Here is a 22,457-nt window from a genome sequence, read left to right as displayed (position 1 = left end):
GCCGCGGGTTGCCCCGCGGCGGGTGGCGGCGATCAGTGCAGGGCCTCTTCGGCCTTCTGGATCGCGGCGAATTCCTCTTCCGGTGTGCCCGCGACCAGGTGGTGGCGGCTGTAGAAAGCAAAGTAGGCAATTAATACCGCATAGATCACTGCAGCGCCAATGACTACCCGCGGGTCAACCAGGAATCCGGCGACCACGGCGATGCACGCCAGCACCAGCGCCAGGCCGGATGTGAAGATGCCACCCGGGGTGCGGTAGGGGCGCTCCATCTTTGGCCGGCGGATGCGCAGGGTGATGTGCGCAGCCATCATCAGCACGTAAGACAGGGTAGCGCCAAACACTGCCACCAGGATCAGCAAGTCACCCTGGCCCGTCAGCGACAGGGCAAACCCGATGATGCCGGGGATGACCAATGCCAGTACCGGGGCCTTGCTCTTGTTGGTTTCCGACAGTTTGCGCGGCAGGTAACCGGCGCGGGACAGGGCGAAGATCTGCCGGGAATAGGCATAGATGATCGAGAAGAAGCTGGCGATCAGCCCGGCCAGACCGACCAGGTTGACGAAGCCGCCCATCCAGGTGGAGCCGCCGTAGGCCTTCGACAGGGCTTCGACCAGCGGGTTACCGGAGGCCTTCAGCGCCTCGGAGCCTGCGCCGCCCGGGCCGACCACCAGAATCAGCAAGGCGAAGGCCAGCAGTACCAGCATGGCGCCGATCAGGCCGCGTGGCAGGTCACGCTTGGGGTTCTTGGTTTCTTCTGCGGCCAGCGGCACGCCTTCGACGGCAAGGAAGAACCAGATGGCGTAGGGGATGGCTGCCCACACGCCGACATAGCCGAACGGCAGGAAGCTGCTGGCGCCGACGGCGTCCGTTTTGGCGATGTCGAACAGGTTGGCTGCATCAAAATGGGGCACCATGCCTATCAGGAATACGGCCAGGGCAATGGCGGCGATGGCGGTGATGATGAACATCAGCTTCAGTGCCTCACCCACGCCGAAAATGTGGATGCTGATGAACACGATGTAGAACGCCAGGTAGATCATCCAGCCGCCGATACCGAACAGCGATTGGCAGTAGGCGCCGATGAACACCGCGATGGCGGCAGGGGCGATGGCGTATTCGATCAGGATCGCCGTGCCGGTCAAAAAGCCGCCCCATGGGCCGAAGGCACTGCGGGCAAAGCCATAGCCACCGCCAGCGGTGGGGATCATCGACGACAGCTCGGCCAGCGAGAAGCACATGCACAGGTACATCGTTGCCATCAGCAAGGTGGCCAGGAACATGCCGCCCCAGCCGCCCTGCGCCAGGCCGAAGTTCCAGCCGGCGTAATCGCCGGAAATGACGTACGCCACGCCCAGGCCGACCAGCAGTACCCAGCCGGCGGCGCCTTTTTTCAGTTCACGTTGCTGGAAATAGTCAGAGCCGACTTTCTCGAAGTCGACGGAAGAGCCTGCCGGCGATCCGGCGGAATGTTCGCTTGGCATAGATTCACCTGTTGTTTTTCTTGGTGGCCGGAAGGGTTCCGGGCCGATGGTGATGGGTACTGCAGGAAGCGAGCCAGAGCGGTTGGTGCACGGTTACCGCCCTGGGTTTTGTGTAAAGCAAGTCCGGCCTCTTCGCGGGCTTGCCCGCTCCCACAGGTACCGCACCGGCTCTGGAACCAACGGTGAACCTGTAGGAGCGGGTTTACCCGCGAAGAGGGCGACGCGGTCTAGAAGAAGCCCAACGGATTGATGTCGTAGCTCACCAGCAGGTTCTTGGTCTGCTGATAGTGATCCAGCATCATCTTGTGCGTTTCACGCCCAACCCCCGACTTCTTGTACCCGCCGAACGCGGCATGCGCCGGGTACAGGTGGTAGCAGTTGGTCCACACACGGCCAGCCTTGATGCCGCGGCCCATGCGGTAGGCACGGTTGATGTCGCGGGTCCACACGCCGGCACCCAGGCCGAACTCGGTGTCGTTGGCAATTGCCAGCGCTTCGGCTTCGTCCTTGAAGGTGGTGACGCTGACCACCGGGCCGAAGATTTCTTCCTGGAACACGCGCATCTTGTTGTTGCCCTTGAGCAGGGTCGGCTGGATGTAGTAACCGGTAGCCAGCGAACCTTCCAGCTTCTCGACCTTGCCGCCGGTGAGCAGCTCGGCGCCTTCTTCCTGGGCAATCTGCAGGTACGAGAGGATTTTTTCGAACTGCTGCTGCGAGGCCTGCGCGCCGACCATGGTGTCGGTGTCCAGCGGGTCGCCGCGCTTGATCTGCAGCACCTTCTTCATCACCACTTCCATGAACTGCGGGTAGATCGACTCTTGCACCAGGGCACGCGACGGGCAGGTGCACACTTCACCCTGGTTGAAGAACGCCAGCACCATGCCTTCTGCCGCCTTCTCGATGAAGCTTGGCTCGGCCTGCATGATGTCTTCGAAGTATACGTTCGGCGACTTGCCACCCAGTTCGACGGTGGACGGGATGATGTTCTCGGCGGCGCATTTCATGATGTGCGAGCCCACCGGGGTAGAGCCGGTGAAGGCGATCTTGGCGATGCGTTTGCTGGTGGCCAGGGCTTCACCGGCTTCGCGGCCATAGCCTTGCACTACGTTGAGCACGCCAGGTGGCAACAGGTCGCCAATGACTTCGAGCAGTACGGTGATACCCAGCGGCGTCTGTTCGGCAGGCTTGAGCACCACGCAGTTACCAGCGGCCAGTGCCGGGGCAAGCTTCCAGGCAGCCATCAGGATCGGGAAGTTCCAGGGGATGATCTGCCCGACCACGCCCAGTGGCTCGTGGATGTGGTAGGCCACGGTGCCTTCATTGATTTCGGCAGCGCCGCCTTCCTGGGCGCGGATGCAGCCAGCGAAATAGCGGAAGTGGTCGACCGCCAGCGGAATGTCGGCGTTGAGGGTTTCGCGGATCGGCTTGCCGTTGTCCCAGGTTTCGGTAATGGCCAGCAGTTCGAGGTTCTGCTCGATGCGGTCGGCGATCTTCAGCAGCACGTTGGAGCGATCCTGCACTGAAGTGCGGCCCCAGGCGTCGGCCGCAGCATGGGCGGCATCCAGGGCTTTGTCGATGTCTTCGGCAGTAGAGCGGGGGAATTCAGCGATCAGCTTGCCATTCACCGGGGAGGTATTTTCGAAGTACTGCCCCTTTACCGGAGTAACGAACTCACCACCGATGTAGTTGCCGTAGCGGCTCTTGAAGGAAACCTTCGCGCCTTCGGTACCGGGATGTGCATAACGCATGGTGTGTCTCCTTGGTATTGTGCTTTTTAGGGAGTTGAAAAGCATAGAGCAAGGGTTGGGCCAGTGTTGGCGGTGCCAGGCAAATCAATGACTTGGGTCATTTTTACGGGCCTGTTCAAGGACCGCTGTGCCGGCGCCGGTACGCCTGGGGTGACATTTTGTGCCGTTTGCGACACATCACAGGCGTGTGCATTGCAAAGCCTAACCGGGTGGAGGATGCTGGGCTGACGCTCTATCTGCGGAGAATTACAACAATGCAGAGCAATCACTTCACTCGCCATGCCCGGCAGGTCCATAGCGTTGCCCATGGCGGGGCCGGGGAGGGCGGCAGTGATCCGTCCATCGCCCGTTCCTGGCTGCGCTGCCTGGAGGATTACCACCTAGACCCGGCGGTGATCGAAGCGCCGGTGGTGCTTGAGCATGGTCGCCTGCTGGAAAGCCGCGAGCGCCTGCACCAGGTGCTGCAAATTGCCGACCATGAAATGAACAGCCTGCACCGGCAGCTTTCCGGCGCAGGCCACGCGGTGCTGCTGACCGACGCCCGCGGGGTGATCCTCAATTGCGTCAGTGCCCCCGCCGAGCGGCGCAGCTTCGAGCGTGCCGGGCTGTGGTTGGGCGCCGACTGGAGCGAGGCGCGTGAGGGCACCAATGGCATCGGCACCTGCCTGGTCGAGCGCCAGGCGCTGACCATCCATCAGAACGAACACTTCCGTGGCCGTCACACCGGGCTGACCTGCTCGGCCAGCCCGGTGTTCGACCCGCATGGCGACCTGCTGGCGGTACTCGACGTGTCCTCTGCGCGCCCCGACGTATCGCGGCAAAGCCAGTTCCACACCATGGCGTTGGTCAACCTGTCGGCGAAGATGATCGAAAGCTGCTATTTCCTGCGCCATTTCGAGCAGCAATGGTTATTGCGTTTTCACCTGCAAGCCGAGTCGGTCGGCCTGTTCAGCGAAGGCTTGCTGGCGTTCGACGGCGATGGGCGCATTTGCGCTGCCAACCAAAGCGCACTGAACCTGCTGGGCACGGTACGGGGTGGCGTGCTGGGCAAACCGTTGGAGTGCTTTTTCGCGTGCAGCCATGACGAAATGTTCAGCCGTGCCACGCCCGGCGGCAGTGCTGTCTGGCCGCTGCGCACCCTGGACGGTCGCCAGGTGTTCGCCAGCCTGCGGGGGCAGGCCCGGGCGCCGGTGTGGTCGGTGCCGGCCGCCCAGCCGCGGCCCGCAGCTGAAGTGGAGCCGCTGGTCTGTCTGCTTGACCCTGCGTTGCAAAATGATTTCCGCCGCAGCGTGCGGGTGTTCGAGCGCGATGTGCCATTGCTGCTGCGCGGCGAGACCGGCTGTGGCAAGGAAGCCTTCGCCCAGGCTGTGCATCAGGCCAGTGAGCGGCGCGGCAAGCCGTTCGTCGCCATCAACTGCGCGTCTATCCCGGAAAGCCTGATCGAGAGTGAGCTGTTCGGGTACCGCGGCGGCAGTTTTACCGGCGCGCGCAAGGAGGGCATGCGCGGCAAGCTGTTGCAGGCCGACGGCGGCACCTTGCTGCTGGACGAGATCGGCGATATGCCGCTTGCCCTGCAAACCCGACTGCTGCGGGTGCTGGAGGAGCGCCAGGTGGTGCCGATCGGGGGAGAGCCGCAGGCGGTGGACGTGCGCATCGTCAGCGCTACGCACCGTGACCTGCTGGAACGGGTTGAACAGGGCAGTTTCCGCGAGGACCTGTATTACCGCCTCAATGGCCTGGAGGTCGCGCTGCCGGCGGTGCGCGAACGCAGTGACAAGGCGCAGTTGCTGGACTTTCTGCTGCGTCAGGAGACGCAGGGGCAATGGATAGACATCGAGCCCCGGGCGCGGCAGGCGCTGCTCGCATTTAACTGGCCAGGGAACGTGCGGCAGATGCGCAATGTGCTGCGTACTTTGGTGGCGCTTTGCGAAGATGCCCGCATTACCTTTGCGGACCTCCCCGCAGTCATCCGCACCAGCCCACCTCTCGCGGGGGTAGGCGAGCCCGCGAAGATGTCCGACCAGGAAATGGAGGGCGAGGGCGTTGCCCTCGTTCGCGGGCAAGCCCGCCCACACAGGTCCGGCGGTGCCGCAGAGATTGAGGGTGAATCTGCAGGGACCGAGGTTCTGCTCGACGCGGAGCGGCAAGCGCTGAAGGAGGTCCTGGAGGCAAAACACTGGCATCTCACCCGCGTCGCCGAGCACTTGGGCATCAGCCGCAATACCTTGTATCGAAAACTGCGCAAACACGGCATTACCAGGGGCGACTGAGCGAAACAGCGGGTGCGATTTGTCGCGCCCTGGGCTACCCTGCCTCGATGTTTTGCGAGGTCGACCATGCATATTCACATTCTCGGTATTTGCGGCACTTTCATGGGTTCGCTGGCGGTGCTGGCCAAGGAACTTGGCCACCGCGTCACCGGCTCCGACGCCAACGTCTATCCCCCAATGAGCACCCAGCTCGAAGCCCAGGGTATCGAACTGACCCAAGGCTATGACCCGGCCCAGCTGGATCCGGCGCCAGACCTGGTGGTTATCGGCAACGCCATGTCGCGCGGCAACCCAGCGGTTGAATACGTGCTGAACAAGGGCCTGCCTTACGTCTCCGGCCCGCAGTGGCTGGCCGACCACGTGCTGCAAGGCCGCTGGGTGCTGGCCGTTGCCGGTACTCACGGCAAGACCACCACCAGCAGCATGCTGGCCTGGGTGCTGGAGCACGCCGGCATGAGCCCGGGCTTCCTGATTGGTGGCGTGCCGCAGAACTTCTCGGTGTCGGCCCGCTTGGGCGACACGCCGTTCTTTGTGGTGGAAGCCGACGAGTACGACAGCGCCTTCTTCGACAAGCGCTCGAAGTTCGTCCACTATCACCCGCGTACCGCGATCCTCAACAACCTTGAGTTCGATCACGCGGACATCTTCCCGGACCTGGCCTCGATCGAGCGGCAGTTCCACCACCTGGTGCGGACTATCCCCAGCGAAGGCCTGGTCATCCACCCGACCACCGAGCAAGCGCTGGAGCGTGTGATCGGCATGGGCTGCTGGACCCCTGTGCAAACCACCGGGGAGGGCGGCCAGTGGCAAGCCCGCCTGCTCAGCCCAGATGGCTCGCGCTTTGAAGTACTGTTCGAGGGCGAAGTGCAGGGTGTGGTGGACTGGGCGCTGACCGGCCAGCACAACGTCGCCAATGCCTTGGCCGCCCTGGCAGCAGCGCGTCATGTAGGCGTGGTGCCGGCCATGGGCATCGACGGCCTGAATGCGTTCAAGAGCGTCAAGCGGCGCATGGAGAAGGTTGCCGAAGTTCAAGGTGTGACCATCTACGATGACTTCGCCCACCATCCGACGGCCATTGCCACCACGCTCGACGGCCTGCGCAAGCGGGTGGGGGAGGCACCTGTGATCGCGGTGATCGAGCCACGCTCCAACTCGATGAAACTCGGTGCCCATCGTGACGGCCTGCCAGAAAGCGTCAACGACGCCGACCAGGTGATCTGGTATGCGCCGGCCAACCTCGGCTGGGACCTGGCCGCCACCGCTGCGCAGTGCAAGGTACCCAGCGTGGTGGCCGACAGCCTCGAAGCGATCATCGAGCGGATCAAAGGCCAGGCTCGCCCAGGCACCCATGTGGTGATCATGAGCAACGGCGGCTTCGGCGGCCTGCACGGCAAGCTGGCCGAGGCGCTGAAGTGAACGGGCCGGAACGCATCACCCTGGCCATGACGGGCGCCTCGGGTGCCCAGTATGGTCTTCGCCTGCTCGATTGCCTGGTACGCGAAGACCGCGAGGTGCACTTCCTGATCTCCAAGGCCGCACAGTTGGTGATGGCTACCGAGACGGATGTTGTGTTGCCGGCCAAGCCCCAGGCGATGCAGGCCTTCCTGACGGAATACACCGGCGCGGCCGATGGGCAGATCCGTGTGTATGGCAAGGAAGACTGGATGTCGCCGGTAGCCTCGGGTTCTGGCGCCCCGGCGGCAATGGTGGTGGTCCCCTGTTCCACTGGCACTTTGTCGGCCATCGCCACTGGCGCCTGCAACAACCTGATCGAGCGTGCTGCCGACGTTACCCTCAAGGAGCGTCGCCAGCTGATCCTGGTGCCACGCGAAGCGCCGTTCTCCACCATCCACCTGGAAAACATGCTCAAGCTGTCGCAAATGGGCGCGGTGATCTTGCCGGCGGCTCCGGGGTTCTATCACCAGCCGCAGACCATCGACGACCTGGTCGACTTTGTCGTGGCGCGTATCCTCAACCTGCTGAACATCCCCCAGGATATGTTGCCGCGTTGGGGCGAGCACCACTTCGGGGTGGATGATTGAAGCGAGCACTGGCGGGGTTGCTGGCGCTGGTGATGCTGGGTGGCTGCGCCACGGTGCGCACGCTGGATGCCAACAAGCCCGGCGCACCGGTGGTGTATGCCGGTACCCGGCTGGATTTGTATGTGATCAATGGCGGGTGTTGCCCGCGGGATCATTACGGGGCTGACGCTCCGGCGTATCCGCGCCTGGATCTGCCGGGGAGCATGTTGCTTGATACCCTGCTGCTGCCGTTGTCTTTGCTGACAGCGGCCGGCATAGGCTTCCAGGCTAGCGGCGGCCTGTGATGGCCTCTTCGCCGGCACGCCCATTCCTACTGGTGAGTAGTCACTGGAAGATTATGGAGACCCTGTGGGAGCGGGCGTGCCCGCGAAGAGGCCAGCACAAGCGAAGCCTAGATCCTGCCCAGCTTGCGCAACTCATCCGACTCCACAACCCGCACGCCGTCTTCTTCTTCCAGCGCCAGCCGCCACAGCGCCCGCGCCAGGGTACAAGCCTCGATTCCCCGGTATTTCCCGGGTATGAACCGGGAAAACGGTGCAACTAGCTGTTCAGTCAGCCGTGGCTCCAGCCGCTCGCCCAGTAGGAACGAGGGCCGCACGATGGTCAGCTGTGGCCAGTCCTGAGCCTTGAGCGCTTCTTCCATCTCGCCCTTGACCCGGTTATAGAAAATTGACGACTTAGGGTCGGCGCCCACTGCACTGATCACCAGCAGATGCCGTGCGCCCATTTCCCGGGCACGCTTGCTGAAGGCGACCACCATGTCCAGATCCACTGCGCGGAAAGCCGATTCGGAACCCGCCTGCTTCAGCGTGGTGCCCAGGCAGCAGTAGGCGATGTCGACCCGCCCGGCCAGTTGCGGAAGGAATACCGCCGGGTCGCCCACCGGGTTTTCCAGGTGCGGGTGCTCGGCCAATGGCCGGCGTGTAGGCGCCAGGACACGGGTGATGGTGGGCTCGTTGAGCAGGCGGTCTAGCAGGTGTTCACCGGTCAGGCCGGTGGCTCCGGCAAGCAGGACATGCTGAGGCGTCAAGTACATGATGTCTCTCCCTTGTTACACACAAGTCTAGTGAGTGCCGGGCATTTTTGCCTGTTCCCTCACGTTGGCCTGTGTGGCGTTACGCAACGCTTCTTCGGCTTGTTGCTGACGCAGCTGGTGCCAGTGCTCAAGCACGGCCGGCGGTGCCCACAGCTGCGGTTCGGAGGCCTCGAAGCCTTCCCTTTGTTCTCTTTCGGCAACGCTGGCACGTGCCAGTTCAAACGCCTGTTTCAGGTCGTCGGTCTGGTTCAGCGCTTCAGCGAACAGGGCATCGCCAAAGTAGGTGAAGTCGGCTTCCTCCGAGCAACCGAAGGAGACGCGGTCGGCCCGGGCAGCGGTCATGATGAGCGTGCGTTCGTCTTTGAGCGGAGCGATATAGCCCCCTGAATAGCAGGCGGAGATGACGATGACCTTGTCGCGATCCTTCAGCGGCGCCAAGGCAGTGGCCAGCTCGTCAGCGGCCAGGTCGGCCAGTTGCAGACGGGGCTGGTCGAGCACCAGCTGGTGGTCCTGGCTGCCATGGCTGGTGAGGTAGATGAACACCAGGTCTTCGGGGCCGCTGCGCTCTGCCAGGGTGGCGGCAGCGCGGGAGAGGTTTTCGCGGGTGGCCATGGGGCGTGTGGCCATGTGGTCGCGGTGGTTGACCAGGGTCACTTGGCCACGGGCGCCAAAGCGCACCTTTAGCATGTTGCTTACGTAGTCGGCTTCGCGCAGGAATACGCTTTGCTGGCCATCGCCGGCCACTACCAGGCTATACAGCTGGATCGGTGGCGCCGAGCGAGGTACCCGAGCCAGCGCCTCGTCCAGCAGCCGGCCCTGGTTGAGCAACGCCAGGTCCAGTGGGTCTGGCAGCAGCTTGCCATTCTGGTCGCGCACGCGCACGCCGTTGGCCCATGTTCCGCTTTCGACCTTGCCACTGGGCAGAATCAGCCGCCCATGGCCATGGTAGGCATCGTTGAGGAAACCGCCGATGTACTTGCTGCCGTCGGCCAGTTGCAGGCTGCCCTGGCCCGACAGACGCCAGTCGGCGAACTCACCCTTGTAGTGGCTGCCATCGCTGCCCAGCAACTCGCCTTCGCCGATCAGCGAGCCATCCTTGAATTCACCGATCCACACGTCGCCATCGGCATTTTCGTAGCGGCCTCGGCCTTCCAGGCGGTTGTCCTTGAATTCGCCGATGTACTGCTCGCCATCAACGCTGTCGTAGGTGCCGGCGCCTTGTAGCTGGCCGTTGACGAAGTGGCCGCTGAACTGGTTGCCGCTGGCATCGCTGCGCACCCCGGCGCCGTTAGGCTTGCCCTTGGCGAACAGGCCTTGGTAGCGACTGCCGTCGGCCAGTTCCAGTTGGCCTGCACCGTCGTACAGGTCGTCCTTGAACTGACCGCGGTATGTCTGGTCGGCTTGCTTGAGGGTGCCCTCGCCGTCGCGGCGGCCGTGGCGGAAGGTGCCGCTATAGTGGCTGCCTGGGGTGATCAGGTCACCCAGGCCCTGAAACAGCCCCTCGGCGAACTGGCCACGGTAGACCTCGCCGTTCTGCCCATGCCATTCGCCCTGGCCGTGCCACTGGCCATCCTTGAAGCTGCCGGCGTACCAGCTGCCGTTGGGGTAGTCGATCCGGCCCTCACCCTGCAGCAGGCCATCGACCACCTGCCCCCGGTAACGCCCACCGTCAGGCAGCCGTGCGTCGGGCGGGAGCAGCGATTCGCCATCGCCACAGGCGGCGAGCAGCAGGACCAGGGTAATGGGGAGCAGTGGACGCATGGCGAGGACCGGGCAATAGGTCTGCCGAGTATGACGCAGAATGGGATCCTGAGACAGCGAGCCCCTGTGCCAGCGCACAGCCTTTGAACCTTGCGCGTACCCTGTAGGAGCGGCTTCAGCCGCGAACACCGGCAAAGCCGGTGCCCTCCACTGTGTTGCATTGTTCGCAGGCCCACCCGCTCCCACAGGTGCCACGTTGCCTTCAAGGTGCAATCAGCGCACACCTGGTGAAACGATGATCTTCACGTTCTCCTCTTTGTTGTTCACCAGTTCCTCGAAGCCCAGTTCGACAATCTGCTCCAATCCGATCCGGCCGGTTACCAGCGGGCGAATATCCAGCCGACCATCAGCAATGAAGGCAATCACGTCGGCAAACTCGCCGTTGTACGCCAACGCCCCCAGCACCTGTTTCTCGGTGGACACCAGCTCGAAGAAGTTGAACTCGCTGGGCTCTTCGAAAATACCCACCAGCACGCACTTGCCTGCTTTGCGGATGGTGTCGATGGCCAGCTTGGCCGTATGTTTGTTGCCAATGCACTCAAAGCTCACATCGGCGCCCAGCCCTGCAGTCAGTGCGCGGATTTCCGCCAGGGCATCGCACTGGCTGGGGTCCAGCACCACGTTGGCGCCTACCTCTTTGGCCTTGGCTTTGCGTGCTGAGGACATTTCCAGGGCGATAACCTGCGCTGCGCCCGCGGCTTTGGCACACATGATGGTGCAAAGGCCGATGGTGCCGGCCCCCACCACTACAACGGTTTGCCCAAGCAGGCTGCCGGCCTTTTTCACCGCGTGCATACCCACCGCCAGCGGCTCGATCAGTGCCCCGGCTTCGGCGGGGAAGCCCTGCGGCAGCCGGTAGAGCAGGTTGGCGGGCACGTTGACCAGCTCGGCGAAGGCACCGTTGTTCATCAGGCCGGTGAACGCCAGGCGTTCGCAGATGTTGTACAGGCCATGGGTGCAGTAATAGCAGGTGCCGCAATGCTGGCAGGCGTCTGCCGCCACCGGGTCGCCTACGGCATAGCCTTCCACGCCTTCGCCAAGCTTGGCGATGTGGCCGCAGAATTCATGGCCGAGGATGCACTGGCCCTGAATGCCGGTCAGCGGGTGCGGGGCCTCTACCGGGATGAACACCGGGCCGGCAACATATTCGTGCAGGTCGGAGCCGCAGATGCCGCACCAGTCCACCTTGATCTGCACCCAGCCAGGCGCAGGGTCGGCCGGCAAAGGTACCTGTTCGACACGAATATCGTGGCGGCCATGCCAGACGGCCGCGCGCATGTGGGTGTGGCTCAGGTCATTCATTGTTGTTCTCCAGGCTCACGAAAAGGGCTTAGTGCTTGCGCAGGAATGCGAGCAGTTGCTGGTTGACCTGTTCGGCCGCCTCCATCTGCACCATGTGGCCGGCCTCTGGCAGCACCTGCACTTCGGCTTCCAGGCCCTCGGCATGGCTGGCCGGGATGATCGCATCCTTGCCACCCCACACCACCAGTGCCGGGTGATTGCCAAGTACTCCGCGCAAGTCATGGCGCTGCCGGTCGCCGTCGGCGAGCGCCCCTGCCAGCTGCTGCAGGGCCTGGTCCACACCTTCCAGGCGCTTGAACTTGAGCATGTCCTCCAGCATTTGCCGGGTGACCAGCGCCGGGTCGGCAAACAACTGCACCATCTGCGGTTTGAGTGCATTGCGGTTGGCCGCAGTGACGAAACCTTGCAAGTACTGCCCGTTGATCGCTTCGCCCAGGCCGGCGCTGGCCACCAGGCTCAGGCTGGCCACCCGCTGCGGGGCCAGGCGCGCCACGTTGAGGCTGACGGCACCGCCCATGGAATGGCCGGCCAGGTGGGCCTTGGCGATGTCCAGGTGGTCGAGCAGGGCGAGCACGGTTTCGCTCAACTCATCCAGGTCGCCCCGCAGCAGGGCCTTGGCCGACTCGCCGTGGCCCGGCAGGTCGAGGGCGATGACCCGACGCTCGGCAGCCAGCGCCGGGTGGTTGAACAGCCAGTTGTTGAGGTCACCGCCAAAGCCGTGCACCAGCACCAGCGGTGTGCCGCCTTCACCCAGCTCGAACCAGCGCAGCAGGCGCCCGCCTACTTCCGCCTTCTGAGGGGCCGGCCCCTGGCTTTGGTCGGCGCCACCTTCGGCGACGAACTCGGCCTGGAAGCGCTGTACCACGGCATCGATCTCGGCCTCCTCTGCTTCGCCTTCGACCACCACCGCCAGCAGTGCGCCGACGGGCAGGGTTTCATCCGGCTTGGCTACCTGGCGGCGCAGCACGCCGCTGAACGGCGCTTCGACGCTGCTGCTGATCTTGTCGGTCTCGACGTCCAGCACCTCGTCGCCCTTGCTGATTTCGTCACCTTCCTGCTTGAGCCAGGTGTCCACCCGGCCCTCGGTCATCGACAGGCCCCACTTGGGCATGGTCAGGGTATGGATCTGGCTCATGCGGCACTCCTTGCGGCTTCGATCACCTTGCGCACGGCGGCTTCGATCTTCGCCGCGTCAGGGATGTACAGGTCTTCCAGGGCGTCGGAGAACGGCACCGGGGTATGCGGCGCGGTGACCATCTCGATCGGTCCCTTGAGTGCGCCAAAAGCCTTCTGTGCCACCAGCGCGCTGATGTCGGTGGCCATCGAGCAGCGCGGGTTGGCTTCATCGATCACCACCAGGCGGCCGGTCTTCTCCACACTTTCCAGAATGCTGTCCTCGTCCAGTGGGCTGGTAGTGCGCAGGTCCAGCACTTCGCAGTCGATGCCCTGGCGGGCCAGGTTGTTGGCGGCCTCCAGCGCCACATGCACCATGCGCCCGTAGGTAACGAGGGTCACGTCGTCGCCATCGCGCAAGAAGTTGGCTTCGCCGAACGGTACGGTGTACACCTCTTCCGGCACCTCGCCCTGCATGCTGTACAGCAGTTTGTGTTCGCAGAAGATCACCGGGTCGTTGTCGCGGATCGCCTGGATCAACAGGCCCTTGGCATCGTAAGGCGAGGATGGGCACACCACTTTCAGGCCGGGGATGTGCGTCCATAGCGAGGTGAGCATCTGCGAGTGCTGGGCGGCTGCGCGCAGGCCGGCGCCATACATGGTGCGCATCACCAGCGGGGTTACTGCCTTGCCGCCGAACATGTAGCGGAACTTGGCGGCCTGGTTGAGGATCTGGTCCAGGCAGCAGCCGGCGAAGTCGACGAACATCAGTTCGCACACCGGGCGCAGGCCCTGGGTGGCAGCACCGACGGCCGCGCCGACGTAGCCGATTTCCGACAGCGGCGCGTCAAGCACGCGGCCGGGGAATTGGTGATACAGGCCTTTGGTCACGCCCAACACGCCACCCCAGGCGTCATCCTCGCCGGGCGCACCGGCACCGCCGGCGACGTCTTCGCCAATGATGAACACTGTGCTGTCGCGGCGCATTTCCTGGGCCAGGGCCTCGTTGATGGCCTGCTGGTAGCTGATCTTTCTTGCCATGGTGGTTCTCCTGTTGTTCTTGTAATCCGCGGCTCAGGGGTAGGCGACGTAGACGTCGGTGAGCAGGTCGGCGGGCTGTGGCTTGGGATCGGATTTGGCGCGGCGAACGGCGTCTTCGATCAGGTCCTCGACGCGGGCGTCGATGGCGTCCAGTTGCTCGGCCGTGAGCAGGCCGGCGCGGGTGGTCTTGTTGCGAAATTGCATGAGGCAGTCGCGGGATTCGCGCAGGTTCTTCACTTCATCAGGGGCGCGGTAGGTTTGCGCATCGCCTTCGAAATGGCCGTAGTAACGGCTGAGCTTGACCTCGATCAGCGACGGCCCTTGCCCGGAGCGGGCGCGCTCGATAGCAGCGCCGGCGGCCTCGTATACGGCAAAGAAGTCAAAGCCGTCGATGGTGACGCCTGGCATGCCGAAGCCGGCAGCGCGGTCGGCAATGTGGTCGCAGGCTACGGACCAGTTGGAGGCAGTGGCCTCGGCGTAGCCGTTGTTCTCGGCCACGAAGATGCAGGGCAGGTTCATGATCGACGCCATGTTCATGGCCTCGAACACGGCGCCCTCGTTGGATGCCCCATCGCCGAAGAAGGCTACCGACACGTCATCACGGCCCTTGAGCTTGGCCGCCAGCGCCGCCCCGGCCACCAGTGGTGCGCCGGCGCCGACGATACCGTTGGCACCGAGCATGCCCTTTTCCAGGTCGGCAATGTGCATCGAGCCGCCTTTGCCACCGCACACGCCGGTCTTCTTGCCGTAGATCTCGGCCATCATGCCGTACACGTCCACGCCTTTGGCGATGCAGTGGCCATGGCCGCGGTGGGTCGAGGCGATGCAGTCGCTGTCGCGCAAGTGGGCCATGACCCCGGCGGCAGAGGCTTCTTCGCCGGCATACAGGTGGACGAAGCCGGGAATTTCGCCGGTGGCGAACTCTACATGCAGGCGTTCTTCGAAGGCGCGGATGGTCCGCATGACTTCATAGGCATGCAGCAGTTGTTCAGTACTGAGTTGATTGGACATCTTGTTGTTCTCCGGGGTTGTCTCAACACGGGTTTGCAGGGTGCAGCCGGTGGCCGCGCGGGACGGCCAGCAGGTGGTGGCGGGCGGCATGCGCCAGCACGGCCTCGACGTCCACGCTGAGTGGGCCTTGGTGGTCGAGGGTGATGGTGGGGGTGTCATGCTCGGCAAATTCGATTTCGCGTTCGCCATCCAGCGCCAAGGTGCCGCTGGCCAGGCTCAGGCGCTGGGCGACGCCGGGTGTCAGCGGACCGCAGGCAGTGATGCCGCAGGCTTGCAGCAGGCCGGGCGCCAACGGCGCCAACAGCGCCTGTTCGGCGTCGGGGGCCAGGCGTACCCAGGCGCCGTGCGGATCTTGCCGTGACACCGGGCACCACAGACCGCACAGGGCCGACAGGCCGATGGCGTGGGGCTCGGCGAAGCAGGCGAAGACTTCGCAGAGGTCCTCGCTGCGGCTGAGTGCACGGGCACCGATGAAACGCTGCGGCGATACGGCCACCTCGACCAAGGCCCACTCGGCCAGCTGTTGTTCCGGCACGTTCACCAGTAAGCGTTTGTTGCGGCGCAAGCCGATGCTGGCCGGTACCCGGCCACTGGCAAGCAGGCCACCGGCCAGGCCTGCGCTGGTGGCTTCACGAAGTTCGGGGAAGGCGTTATTGGTGCCGGTGGACAGGGTCAGCAGCGGCACGTCACCGGCCTCGGCGGCGACCGCCTTGTGGGTGCCATCACCGCCCAGCACGGCGATCATCGCCACGCCGCGCTCGACCATGCGCCGGGTAGCCAGGCGGGTATCGGCCACGGTCTGGCTCAGTGGCAGGTCGAGGATCTCGATGGCCGGCCAGTGCTGGTCACGGGCCCCCGGGCCCTGGCTGGCCTTGAGCACTGCAGCAGCGATGCCGGTCATGTCGCTGGGCAACAACACCTGGCCAATGCCGGTGGCGCCGAAAGCGGCCAGCAGGCGCTGGATAGCCGAGGCCTTGTCGGTGCTCGAATAGAGCCCGGCATTGGCGGTCAGGCGGCGCAGGTCGCGGCCAGAGGCAGGGTTGGCAATGATCCCGACAATCGGGGCGGGTAGCGGCATGGCGCACCTCGTATTTTTGTTTGCAAGGGCAGGAGCAAGCGGGGTGCCAGCTTTCTTCGCAATAGCTGAAGTGCCCGGGCTAGAGGGCTCTGGTCGTGTTCGGGGAGGTCTACACGGGTAGGGTGGCGAGACGCCGGGTGCCAGCGCCGGGCCTGCGTTGCCGAGACACTGAGACGCTGCGTCTCAAGCCAGCCGGTAATCACACAGTGCTTGTCGGGGCATGCCCAGAGGCGCTTAATGGCCGGACAACGATAAAAACAGTAACGAGAACCGGAGGGCCTGAATGCTTGCCGCGAACTCCCGAGCCCATGTGGACTGCGTCAGCAGGGTGTTGAAGAATGCCGACCGCCTGCCGCAGGCGCCGGTACCACCGCTGATCCTCGATTCATGGCGCCGCTCCATGGATGTGTACCGCCTCGACCCCGGTTCCCAGCAGGGGCCGCGTATCCTTTCCCAAAGCCTGCTCAACGAATGCCGCGAACGCGCCGAGCTGTTCCTGCGCATCGCCAGCGATGCCGTGGCGCGCTTGCATGAGCGGGTGCGCGGCGCTGACTACTGTGTGCTGCTTACCGATGCCCAGGGGCGCACCATCGATTACCGGGTCGAGTCGGCCATCCGCAACGACTGTCGCAAGGCCGGGCTGTATCTGGGAACCTGCTGGTCGGAAGGCGAGGAGGGCACATGCGGTGTGGCGGCGGTGCTGACCAGCAAGGCCCCGGTCACGGTGCACAAGCGCGATCACTTTCGCGCCGCCTTCATCGGCCTGACCTGCACAGCGGCGCCGGTGTTCGACCCGTTGGGCGAGTTGTTGGGCGTGGTCGATGTGTCGGCCTTGCAGTCGCCGGACGATCGGCGCAGCCAGCACCTGATCCGCCAGTTGGTCGAGCAAACGGCCCGCGAGATCGAAAACGCCTTCTTCATGCACAGCGCCCAAGGCCACTGGGTGATGCGCGCCCATGGTACGCCGGGCTATGTGGAGAGCCAGCCCGACTACCTGCTGGCCTGGGATGCCGATGGCCGCTTGCAGGCGATCAACAGCCTGGCGCGGCAACGCTTGGTGGAACGCCTGGGGCGCTTGCCCGAGCATATAGGCGAACTGTTCGACATCGACCAACTGCGCCGGGTGAGCGCGTCGTCCGCCCAGCGCCTGCCCGGTCTGGGTGGTTTGTATGGCCGGGTCAGTGCACCGCAGCAACGCCAGCGTGCGCAGCCTGTGCGCCAGGCCCAGGACACCCGTATCGAGCAACACCTGCGGCTGGCCACGCGGGTCAAGGACTGCAACCTGGCGGTGCTGGTACTGGGTGAGACCGGGGCCGGCAAGGAGGTATTCGCCCGCCAGCTGCACCAGCAAAGCCAGCGCTGTGATGGCCCGTTCGTTACCCTGAACTGCGCGGCCATTCCGGAAACCCTGATCGAGAGCGAGTTGTTCGGCTATGTGGCCGGGGCCTTCACCGGGGCTTCCAGTAAAGGCATGCAAGGGCTGTTGCAGCAGGCCGATGGCGGCACGCTGTTCCTCGACGAGATCGGGGACATGCCGCTGAACCTGCAGACCCGCCTGCTACGGGTGCTGGCGGAGGGGGAGGTGGCGCCGCTGGGGGCCGCGCGGCGGGAGCGGGTGGATATTCAGGTGATCTGTGCGACCCATCGCGATCTGGCGGCGATGGTGGAGGACGGGCGATTTCGTGAAGACTTGTACTTCCGCCTGGCCAATGCCCGTTTCGAGCTTCCCCCCTTGCGTGAGCGTGATGACCGGCTGGGGCTGATTCACCAGTTGCTGGCCGAAGAGGCGGCGGCCTGCGGGGTGGAGGTGGTGTTGGCGGATGACGCGCTGCAGGCGCTGCTGGTTTATCGCTGGCCGGGCAATTTGCGCCAGCTGCGGCAGGTGTTGCGGTATGCCTGTGCGGTGAGTGAGGGCGGGCAGGTGCGGCTGCAGGATCTGCCGCAGGAGGTGCGCGGTGAAGCGGTTGGCTCGGCTGAAAGCGGGGTGTCGTGCCCGGCCCGGCAGCTGTTGCTGGACGCGCTGATCCGCCATCGCTGGAAGCCGGCTGATGCGGCACGGGCTTTGGGCATTTCGCGGGCGACGCTTTATCGGCGAGTGCATGAGCACCGCATCGACATGCCGCGGATGAAGGGGTAGAGCCCTGGGGCCGCAACGCGGCCCCAGATTCTGGCAGGCAATAAAAAACCCCGGCACAGGGCCGGGGTTCTGGTACATCACACTACACGATCACTCCTGGTTGGCCAGTTTGTGCTCGAGGTAGTGAATGTTGACGCCGCCTTTGCAGAAGCCTTCATCACGCACCAGGTCGCGGTGCAGCGGAATGTTGGTCTTGATGCCGTCGACGACGATCTCGTCCAGGGCATTGCGCATGCGCGCCATGGCTTCGTCGCGGTCCTTGCCGTAGGTGATCAGCTTGCCGATCAGCGAGTCGTAGTTCGGCGGAACCGAATAACCGCTGTACAGGTGCGAATCGACGCGTACGCCGTTGCCGCCCGGGGCGTGGAAGTGCTTCACCTTGCCTGGGCTCGGGATGAACTTCTTCGGGTCTTCGGCGTTGATCCGGCACTCCAGCGAGTGGCCACGGATCACCACGTCTTCCTGGCGGAACGACAGCTTGTTGCCAGCGGCGATGCTCAGCATCTCCTTGACGATGTCGATGCCAGTGACCATCTCCGATACCGGGTGCTCAACCTGCACGCGGGTGTTCATCTCGATGAAGTAGAAGCGGCCGTTTTCGTACAGGAACTCGAAAGTACCGGCACCACGGTAGCCGATCTCGATGCACGCATCGACGCAGCGCTTGAACACTTCCTGACGGGCTTTCTCATCGATGCCCGGTGCTGGTGCTTCTTCCAGTACTTTCTGGTGACGGCGCTGCAGCGAGCAGTCGCGGTCGCCCAGGTGAATGGCGTTGCCCTGGCCGTCGGACAGTACCTGCACTTCCACGTGACGTGGGTTGGTCAGGAACTTCTCCAAGTAAACCATCGGGTTGCCGAAGGCAGCACCGGCTTCGGTACGGGTGAGCTTGGCCGAGGAAATCAGGTCCTCTTCCTTGTGCACCACGCGCATGCCGCGACCACCACCGCCACCGGCGGCCTTGATGATCACCGGGTAGCCGACGTCACGGGCAATCGCCAGGGCAACTTCTTCGTCTTCTGGCAGTGGGCCATCGGAGCCCGGTACGGTCGGTACGCCCGACTTGATCATCGCGTCCTTGGCCGAAACCTTGTCGCCCATCAGGCGAATGGTGTCGGCTTTCGGGCCGATGAAGGCGAAACCGGATTTTTCCACCTGTTCGGCGAAGTCGGCGTTTTCCGCCAGGAAGCCGTAACCCGGGTGAATCGCAGTGGCGCCAGTCACTTCGGCGGCAGCGATGATCGCCGGGATATGCAGGTAGGAATCCTTGGACGATGCAGGGCCGATGCAGACCGACTCGTCTGCCAGGCCCAGGTGCATCAGTTCACGGTCGGCAGTGGAGTGCACGGCGACGGTCTTGATACCCAGCTCTTTGCAGGCACGCAGGATCCGCAGGGCAATTTCCCCGCGGTTGGCGATCAGGACTTTTTCGAGCTTCCCAGACATCGTTGGCTCTCCGCGATTCAAACGATGGTGAACAGCGGCTGGTCGAACTCAACCGGCTGGCCGTCTTCTACCAGGATGGCGTCGATGACACCGCCAATATCGGCTTCGATGTGGTTCATCATCTTCATGGCTTCGACGATGCACAGGGTGTCGCCTTTCTTCACGGACTGGCCAACTTCAGCGAAGTTAGGCGAGGTCGGCGAAGGCTTGCGGTAGAAGGTACCTACCATTGGCGAACGGACCACGGTGCCTTTCAGGGCCGGGGCGGCAGCAGTGGCTTCGGCGGCTGGCGCAGCAGCGGCAACCGGCGCAGCGGCAGGGGCGGCGGCCATAGGCGCCGGTGCGTAGAACTGCTGGGCAGCTGGGGTCTTGCTGTGACGGCTGATACGGACCGACTCTTCGCCTTCCTTGATCTCCAGTTCGTCGATGCCAGACTCTTCCAGCAGCTCGATCAGTTTCTTGACTTTACGGATATCCATTAATCATCAACTCCCAAAGGTTCGGTCAGGGGGCGAAATACAAAAAACGTATCTGAAACGTTTCTCTCGAACCCCGGCCCACTTAGGCCAGGGTTTTCATCATTTGGGCTGTGCGTTGGCAGCCAGTTGTTCCAGCGCGGACTCCAGGGCCAGGCGATAACCGCTGGCGCCCAGACCGCAGATCACCCCTACGGCAACATCGGAAAAGTAGGAGTGGTGACGGAACGGTTCGCGTTTGTGCACGTTGGACAGGTGCACTTCGATGAATGGGATGCTCACCGCAAGCAATGCGTCACGTAATGCGACGCTTGTGTGGGTGAAAGCAGCCGGATTGATCAGGATGAAGTCCACACCCTCGTTGCGTGCGGCGTGAATGCGGTCGATCAGTTCGTATTCGGCATTGCTCTGCAGGTACAGCAGATGGTGGCCTGCGGCGCGGGCACGTTGCTCCAGGTCCTGGTTGATCTGAGCCAGGGTCACGGCGCCGTAGTGGCCTGGCTCGCGAGTACCGAGCAGGTTGAGGTTTGGGCCGTGGAGCACCAGTAGCGTTGCCATCTGCGGATTCCTTGGATTTGTAGGGCAATTCGACACAGCGCGGCGAGTGTGCCGTAAAGCAACGGCAAGTGTCCAGTTCCCGGCAATAGCCAGCACGATGTCCGAGGTTCGCGCGAAGTATGTGACCGGATAATTAAATCCGGTCACTCATTTCAGGATTTTTCCGAGCTCGCGGGAAGTTATAGACCGACTTTGCCGCGCACGCGCGTCAGAATCTGCGCGAATTCACCGGCATTTATCTCGCCAATCACCCGATCAGCGGTAATTTCGCTGCCGTTCGCAGCAAAAAACAGCAGGGCGGGTGGGCCGAACAGCTGATAGCGGTCGAGCAGCTTGCGTTGCTCGGCATTACTTTCGGTGATGTCGAACCGCAGCAGTTTGAAGCCGGCCAGCTGTGTTTGCACCTGCGGTGCATTGAGCACCTCATGCTCGATCACCTTGCAGCTGATGCACCAGTCGGCGTACCAGTCCAGCAGCACTGGCTGGCCGGCGGCCTTGGCTTGCGCCAGGGCTGCGTCCATGGCATCAGGTGTGGTGATGGTCTGCCAGGCATCGGCTTTTGCTGCCGGCAGGCCGCCGCTGGCGGCCAGTGACGCACCCGGCAGTGGGCGCAGTGGGTCGCCCTGGCCAGTGAGGGCGCCGTACCAGCAAGCCAGCGCGTACACCAGCAAGGCCAGACCGAGCAGTTGCGCCAGGCGCTGGGCCGTCGTCTTGACGACGAATTCCAGCGCACCGAGGAACAGTGCCACACCCGCAGCGAGGAAACCGACCAGCAGCAAGGTCGCAGGGCCCGGCAGTACACGGCTGAGCAAGCCGATGGCCAGCCCCAGCAGCAGTACGCCAATGGCGTTTTTTACCGTATTCATCCACGGGCCGCTTTTGGGCAGCCAGGCCGCGCCACCGGTGGCCACCAGCAGCAGCGGTGCACCCATGCCCAAACCCAGGGCGAACAGCTTTAGTGCGCCACCCAGGGCATCGCCGCTGGCGCTGATATAGAGCAAGGCACCGGCCAGGGGCGCCGATACACACGGAGAAACCAGCAAGCTGGAGAGCACACCGAGCACAGCTGCGCCCAGCAGCGAGCCGCCGCGGGTGTGGTTGGCGACGTTGTTCAGGCGGTTGCTCAGGGCCTGGGGCAGCCTCAGTTCGAAGAGGCCGAACATGGCCAGGGCGAATACCACGAAAAACAGCGCGAAAGGTACCAGCACCCAGGCCGACTGCAGGCGCGCCTGCAGGTTCAGGCTTGCGCCGAACAGGCCCATCAGTGCGCCGAGCACCGCGAAGCTGGCGGCCATTGGCAGCACGTAGGCCAGCGACAGCGCCAGGCCGCGCACGCCGCCAACCTGGCCGCGCAGCACGACACCGGAAAGGATCGGCAACATCGGCAGCACGCAGGGGGTGAAGGTCAGGCCGACCCCAGCGAGGAAGAACAGCAGCAGCGACTTCCAGTTCCAGCCGTGTTCGCGGGTGGCTGGCGTGTTTGCAACGCCTTCGCCATCGATACTCAGGCGTGCGGTTTCCGGCGGGTAGCACAAGCCCTTGTCGGCGCAACCCTGGTAGCCCACCAGCAGGGTGAAGGCGCGCGGGTCTTTACGTGGCAACTCGATATCGAGCACGCCGTGGTACACCTCGACGTCGCCGAAGAATTCATCGTGCTTGGCCTCACCCTTGGGGATGTTCGGTGTGCCCAGGGTGATATCGGCCGGTTCCGTGCGGAACTGGAAGCGGTGGCGGTAAAGGTAGTAGCCATCGGTGGCAACGAAGCGCAGCTTGATGGTTTGCGCATCGGCCTGGACCAGGTTGAGCTTGAAGGCCTCGTGTACCGGCAGGAAGTCGGCGTTGTTGGCCAGCGAAGCGGCGCCAAGGGTGGCGCTGGGGCGGTTGTCGAGCAGGCCTGTGGCGAAGGCCGGGCTGGCCAGCAGCAGGAACAGCATGAAAAACAGGCGGCGCATGGCGG

18 protein-coding genes are annotated in these 22,457 nt (G+C 63.9%); 5 read left to right on the top strand and 13 right to left on the bottom strand.

All coding sequences use genetic code 11. From position 1 onward, the window contains the following. Positions 1-32 precede the first annotated feature (32 nt). Together eat and N5D53_RS07745 are read right to left on the bottom strand one after the other, a co-directional pair. The gene (gene eat, locus N5D53_RS07750) at positions 33-1,481 is read right to left on the bottom strand and encodes an ethanolamine permease (protein ID WP_003255355.1); all 1,449 of its coding nucleotides are present in this window, start codon (positions 1,479-1,481) and stop codon (positions 33-35) included. 227 nt (positions 1,482-1,708) lie between these two features. After that, entirely contained in the window at positions 1,709-3,229 is a 1,521-nt protein-coding gene (locus N5D53_RS07745; RefSeq protein ID WP_010951822.1) for an aldehyde dehydrogenase family protein, read from the bottom strand. Between the two features lie 254 nt (positions 3,230-3,483). Between N5D53_RS07745 and N5D53_RS07740 the strand changes: the two genes are divergently transcribed. The 4 genes from N5D53_RS07740 to N5D53_RS07725 all read left to right on the top strand — a co-directional run bounded on the left by N5D53_RS07740 (position 3,484) and on the right by N5D53_RS07725 (position 7,825). Next, positions 3,484-5,499, top strand: coding sequence for a sigma-54-dependent Fis family transcriptional regulator (locus N5D53_RS07740; protein ID WP_190869735.1), 2,016 nt, complete (start codon positions 3,484-3,486; stop codon positions 5,497-5,499). A gap of 66 nt (positions 5,500-5,565) precedes the next feature. Further along, positions 5,566-6,915: a UDP-N-acetylmuramate:L-alanyl-gamma-D-glutamyl-meso-diaminopimelate ligase gene (gene mpl / locus N5D53_RS07735; protein ID WP_190869734.1), complete on the top strand. Its 1,350-nt coding sequence runs from the start codon at positions 5,566-5,568 to the stop codon at positions 6,913-6,915. Further along, positions 6,912-7,541 carry a flavin prenyltransferase UbiX gene (gene ubiX / locus N5D53_RS07730; RefSeq protein ID WP_003255348.1) on the top strand — a complete coding sequence of 210 codons (630 nt, stop codon included), beginning with the start codon at positions 6,912-6,914 and terminating at the stop codon, positions 7,539-7,541. Before mpl ends, ubiX begins: the two co-directional genes overlap by 4 nt. Continuing rightward, positions 7,538-7,825 (top strand): YceK/YidQ family lipoprotein, encoded by a 288-nt coding sequence (locus N5D53_RS07725; RefSeq protein ID WP_003255347.1) that lies wholly within the window; start codon positions 7,538-7,540, stop codon positions 7,823-7,825. Before ubiX ends, N5D53_RS07725 begins: the two co-directional genes overlap by 4 nt. A gap of 107 nt (positions 7,826-7,932) precedes the next feature. On the opposite strand, the gene N5D53_RS07720 is transcribed toward N5D53_RS07725, so the two are convergent. The 7 genes from N5D53_RS07720 to N5D53_RS07690 form a co-directional block, all read right to left on the bottom strand. After that, positions 7,933-8,577: an oxidoreductase gene (locus N5D53_RS07720; protein ID WP_104960714.1), complete on the bottom strand. Its 645-nt coding sequence runs from the start codon at positions 8,575-8,577 to the stop codon at positions 7,933-7,935. A gap of 27 nt (positions 8,578-8,604) precedes the next feature. Next, positions 8,605-10,338, bottom strand: coding sequence for a C13 family peptidase (locus tag N5D53_RS07715; protein WP_190869733.1), 1,734 nt, complete (start codon positions 10,336-10,338; stop codon positions 8,605-8,607). A gap of 213 nt (positions 10,339-10,551) precedes the next feature. Then, positions 10,552-11,616: a 2,3-butanediol dehydrogenase gene (locus tag N5D53_RS07710; protein WP_223843612.1), complete on the bottom strand. Its 1,065-nt coding sequence runs from the start codon at positions 11,614-11,616 to the stop codon at positions 10,552-10,554. 52 nt (positions 11,617-11,668) lie between these two features. Continuing rightward, the gene (locus N5D53_RS07705; RefSeq protein WP_266023382.1) at positions 11,669-12,775 is read right to left on the bottom strand and encodes an acetoin dehydrogenase dihydrolipoyllysine-residue acetyltransferase subunit; all 1,107 of its coding nucleotides are present in this window, start codon (positions 12,773-12,775) and stop codon (positions 11,669-11,671) included. After that, positions 12,772-13,794, bottom strand: a complete 1,023-nt coding sequence (locus N5D53_RS07700; RefSeq protein ID WP_010951829.1) for an alpha-ketoacid dehydrogenase subunit beta — start codon at positions 13,792-13,794, stop codon at positions 12,772-12,774. Before N5D53_RS07700 ends, N5D53_RS07705 begins: the two co-directional genes overlap by 4 nt. 33 nt (positions 13,795-13,827) lie before the next feature. Further along, a complete protein-coding gene (locus N5D53_RS07695) occupies positions 13,828-14,805 on the bottom strand; it encodes a thiamine pyrophosphate-dependent dehydrogenase E1 component subunit alpha (protein ID WP_010951830.1) in 978 nt (325 codons plus the stop codon). Positions 14,806-14,827: 22 nt separating this feature from the next. Continuing rightward, the gene (locus N5D53_RS07690) at positions 14,828-15,883 is read right to left on the bottom strand and encodes an NAD(+)/NADH kinase (protein ID WP_108191695.1); all 1,056 of its coding nucleotides are present in this window, start codon (positions 15,881-15,883) and stop codon (positions 14,828-14,830) included. Between the two features lie 283 nt (positions 15,884-16,166). Here N5D53_RS07690 and N5D53_RS07685 point away from each other — a divergent pair, with 283 nt between their 5' ends. Next, on the top strand, positions 16,167-18,020 hold the full coding sequence (locus tag N5D53_RS07685; protein WP_064492936.1) for a sigma-54-dependent Fis family transcriptional regulator: 1,854 nt from the start codon (positions 16,167-16,169) through the stop codon (positions 18,018-18,020). Positions 18,021-18,110: 90 nt separating this feature from the next. Here N5D53_RS07685 and accC read toward each other — a convergent pair whose 3' ends face one another. From accC to N5D53_RS07665, 4 genes are all read right to left on the bottom strand, one after another. Then, the gene (gene accC, locus N5D53_RS07680) at positions 18,111-19,466 is read right to left on the bottom strand and encodes an acetyl-CoA carboxylase biotin carboxylase subunit (RefSeq protein WP_003255333.1); all 1,356 of its coding nucleotides are present in this window, start codon (positions 19,464-19,466) and stop codon (positions 18,111-18,113) included. 17 nt (positions 19,467-19,483) lie between these two features. Then, positions 19,484-19,945: an acetyl-CoA carboxylase biotin carboxyl carrier protein gene (accB, locus tag N5D53_RS07675; RefSeq protein WP_010951833.1), complete on the bottom strand. Its 462-nt coding sequence runs from the start codon at positions 19,943-19,945 to the stop codon at positions 19,484-19,486. A 99-nt stretch (positions 19,946-20,044) separates the two neighbouring features. Beyond that, a complete protein-coding gene (gene aroQ, locus N5D53_RS07670) occupies positions 20,045-20,500 on the bottom strand; it encodes a type II 3-dehydroquinate dehydratase (protein ID WP_010951834.1) in 456 nt (151 codons plus the stop codon). Between the two features lie 179 nt (positions 20,501-20,679). Beyond that, positions 20,680-22,452 carry a protein-disulfide reductase DsbD gene (locus tag N5D53_RS07665; protein WP_104960716.1) on the bottom strand — a complete coding sequence of 591 codons (1,773 nt, stop codon included), beginning with the start codon at positions 22,450-22,452 and terminating at the stop codon, positions 20,680-20,682. Between the last annotated feature and the right edge of the window lie 5 nt (positions 22,453-22,457).

The sequence above is a fragment of the Pseudomonas sp. GD03862 genome (assembly GCF_029840855.1).
Taxonomy (GTDB): domain Bacteria; phylum Pseudomonadota; class Gammaproteobacteria; order Pseudomonadales; family Pseudomonadaceae; genus Aquipseudomonas; species Aquipseudomonas alloputida.
Note: the sequence above shows the minus strand (reverse complement) of the source record. Positions and strands in the feature narration are given on the sequence as shown.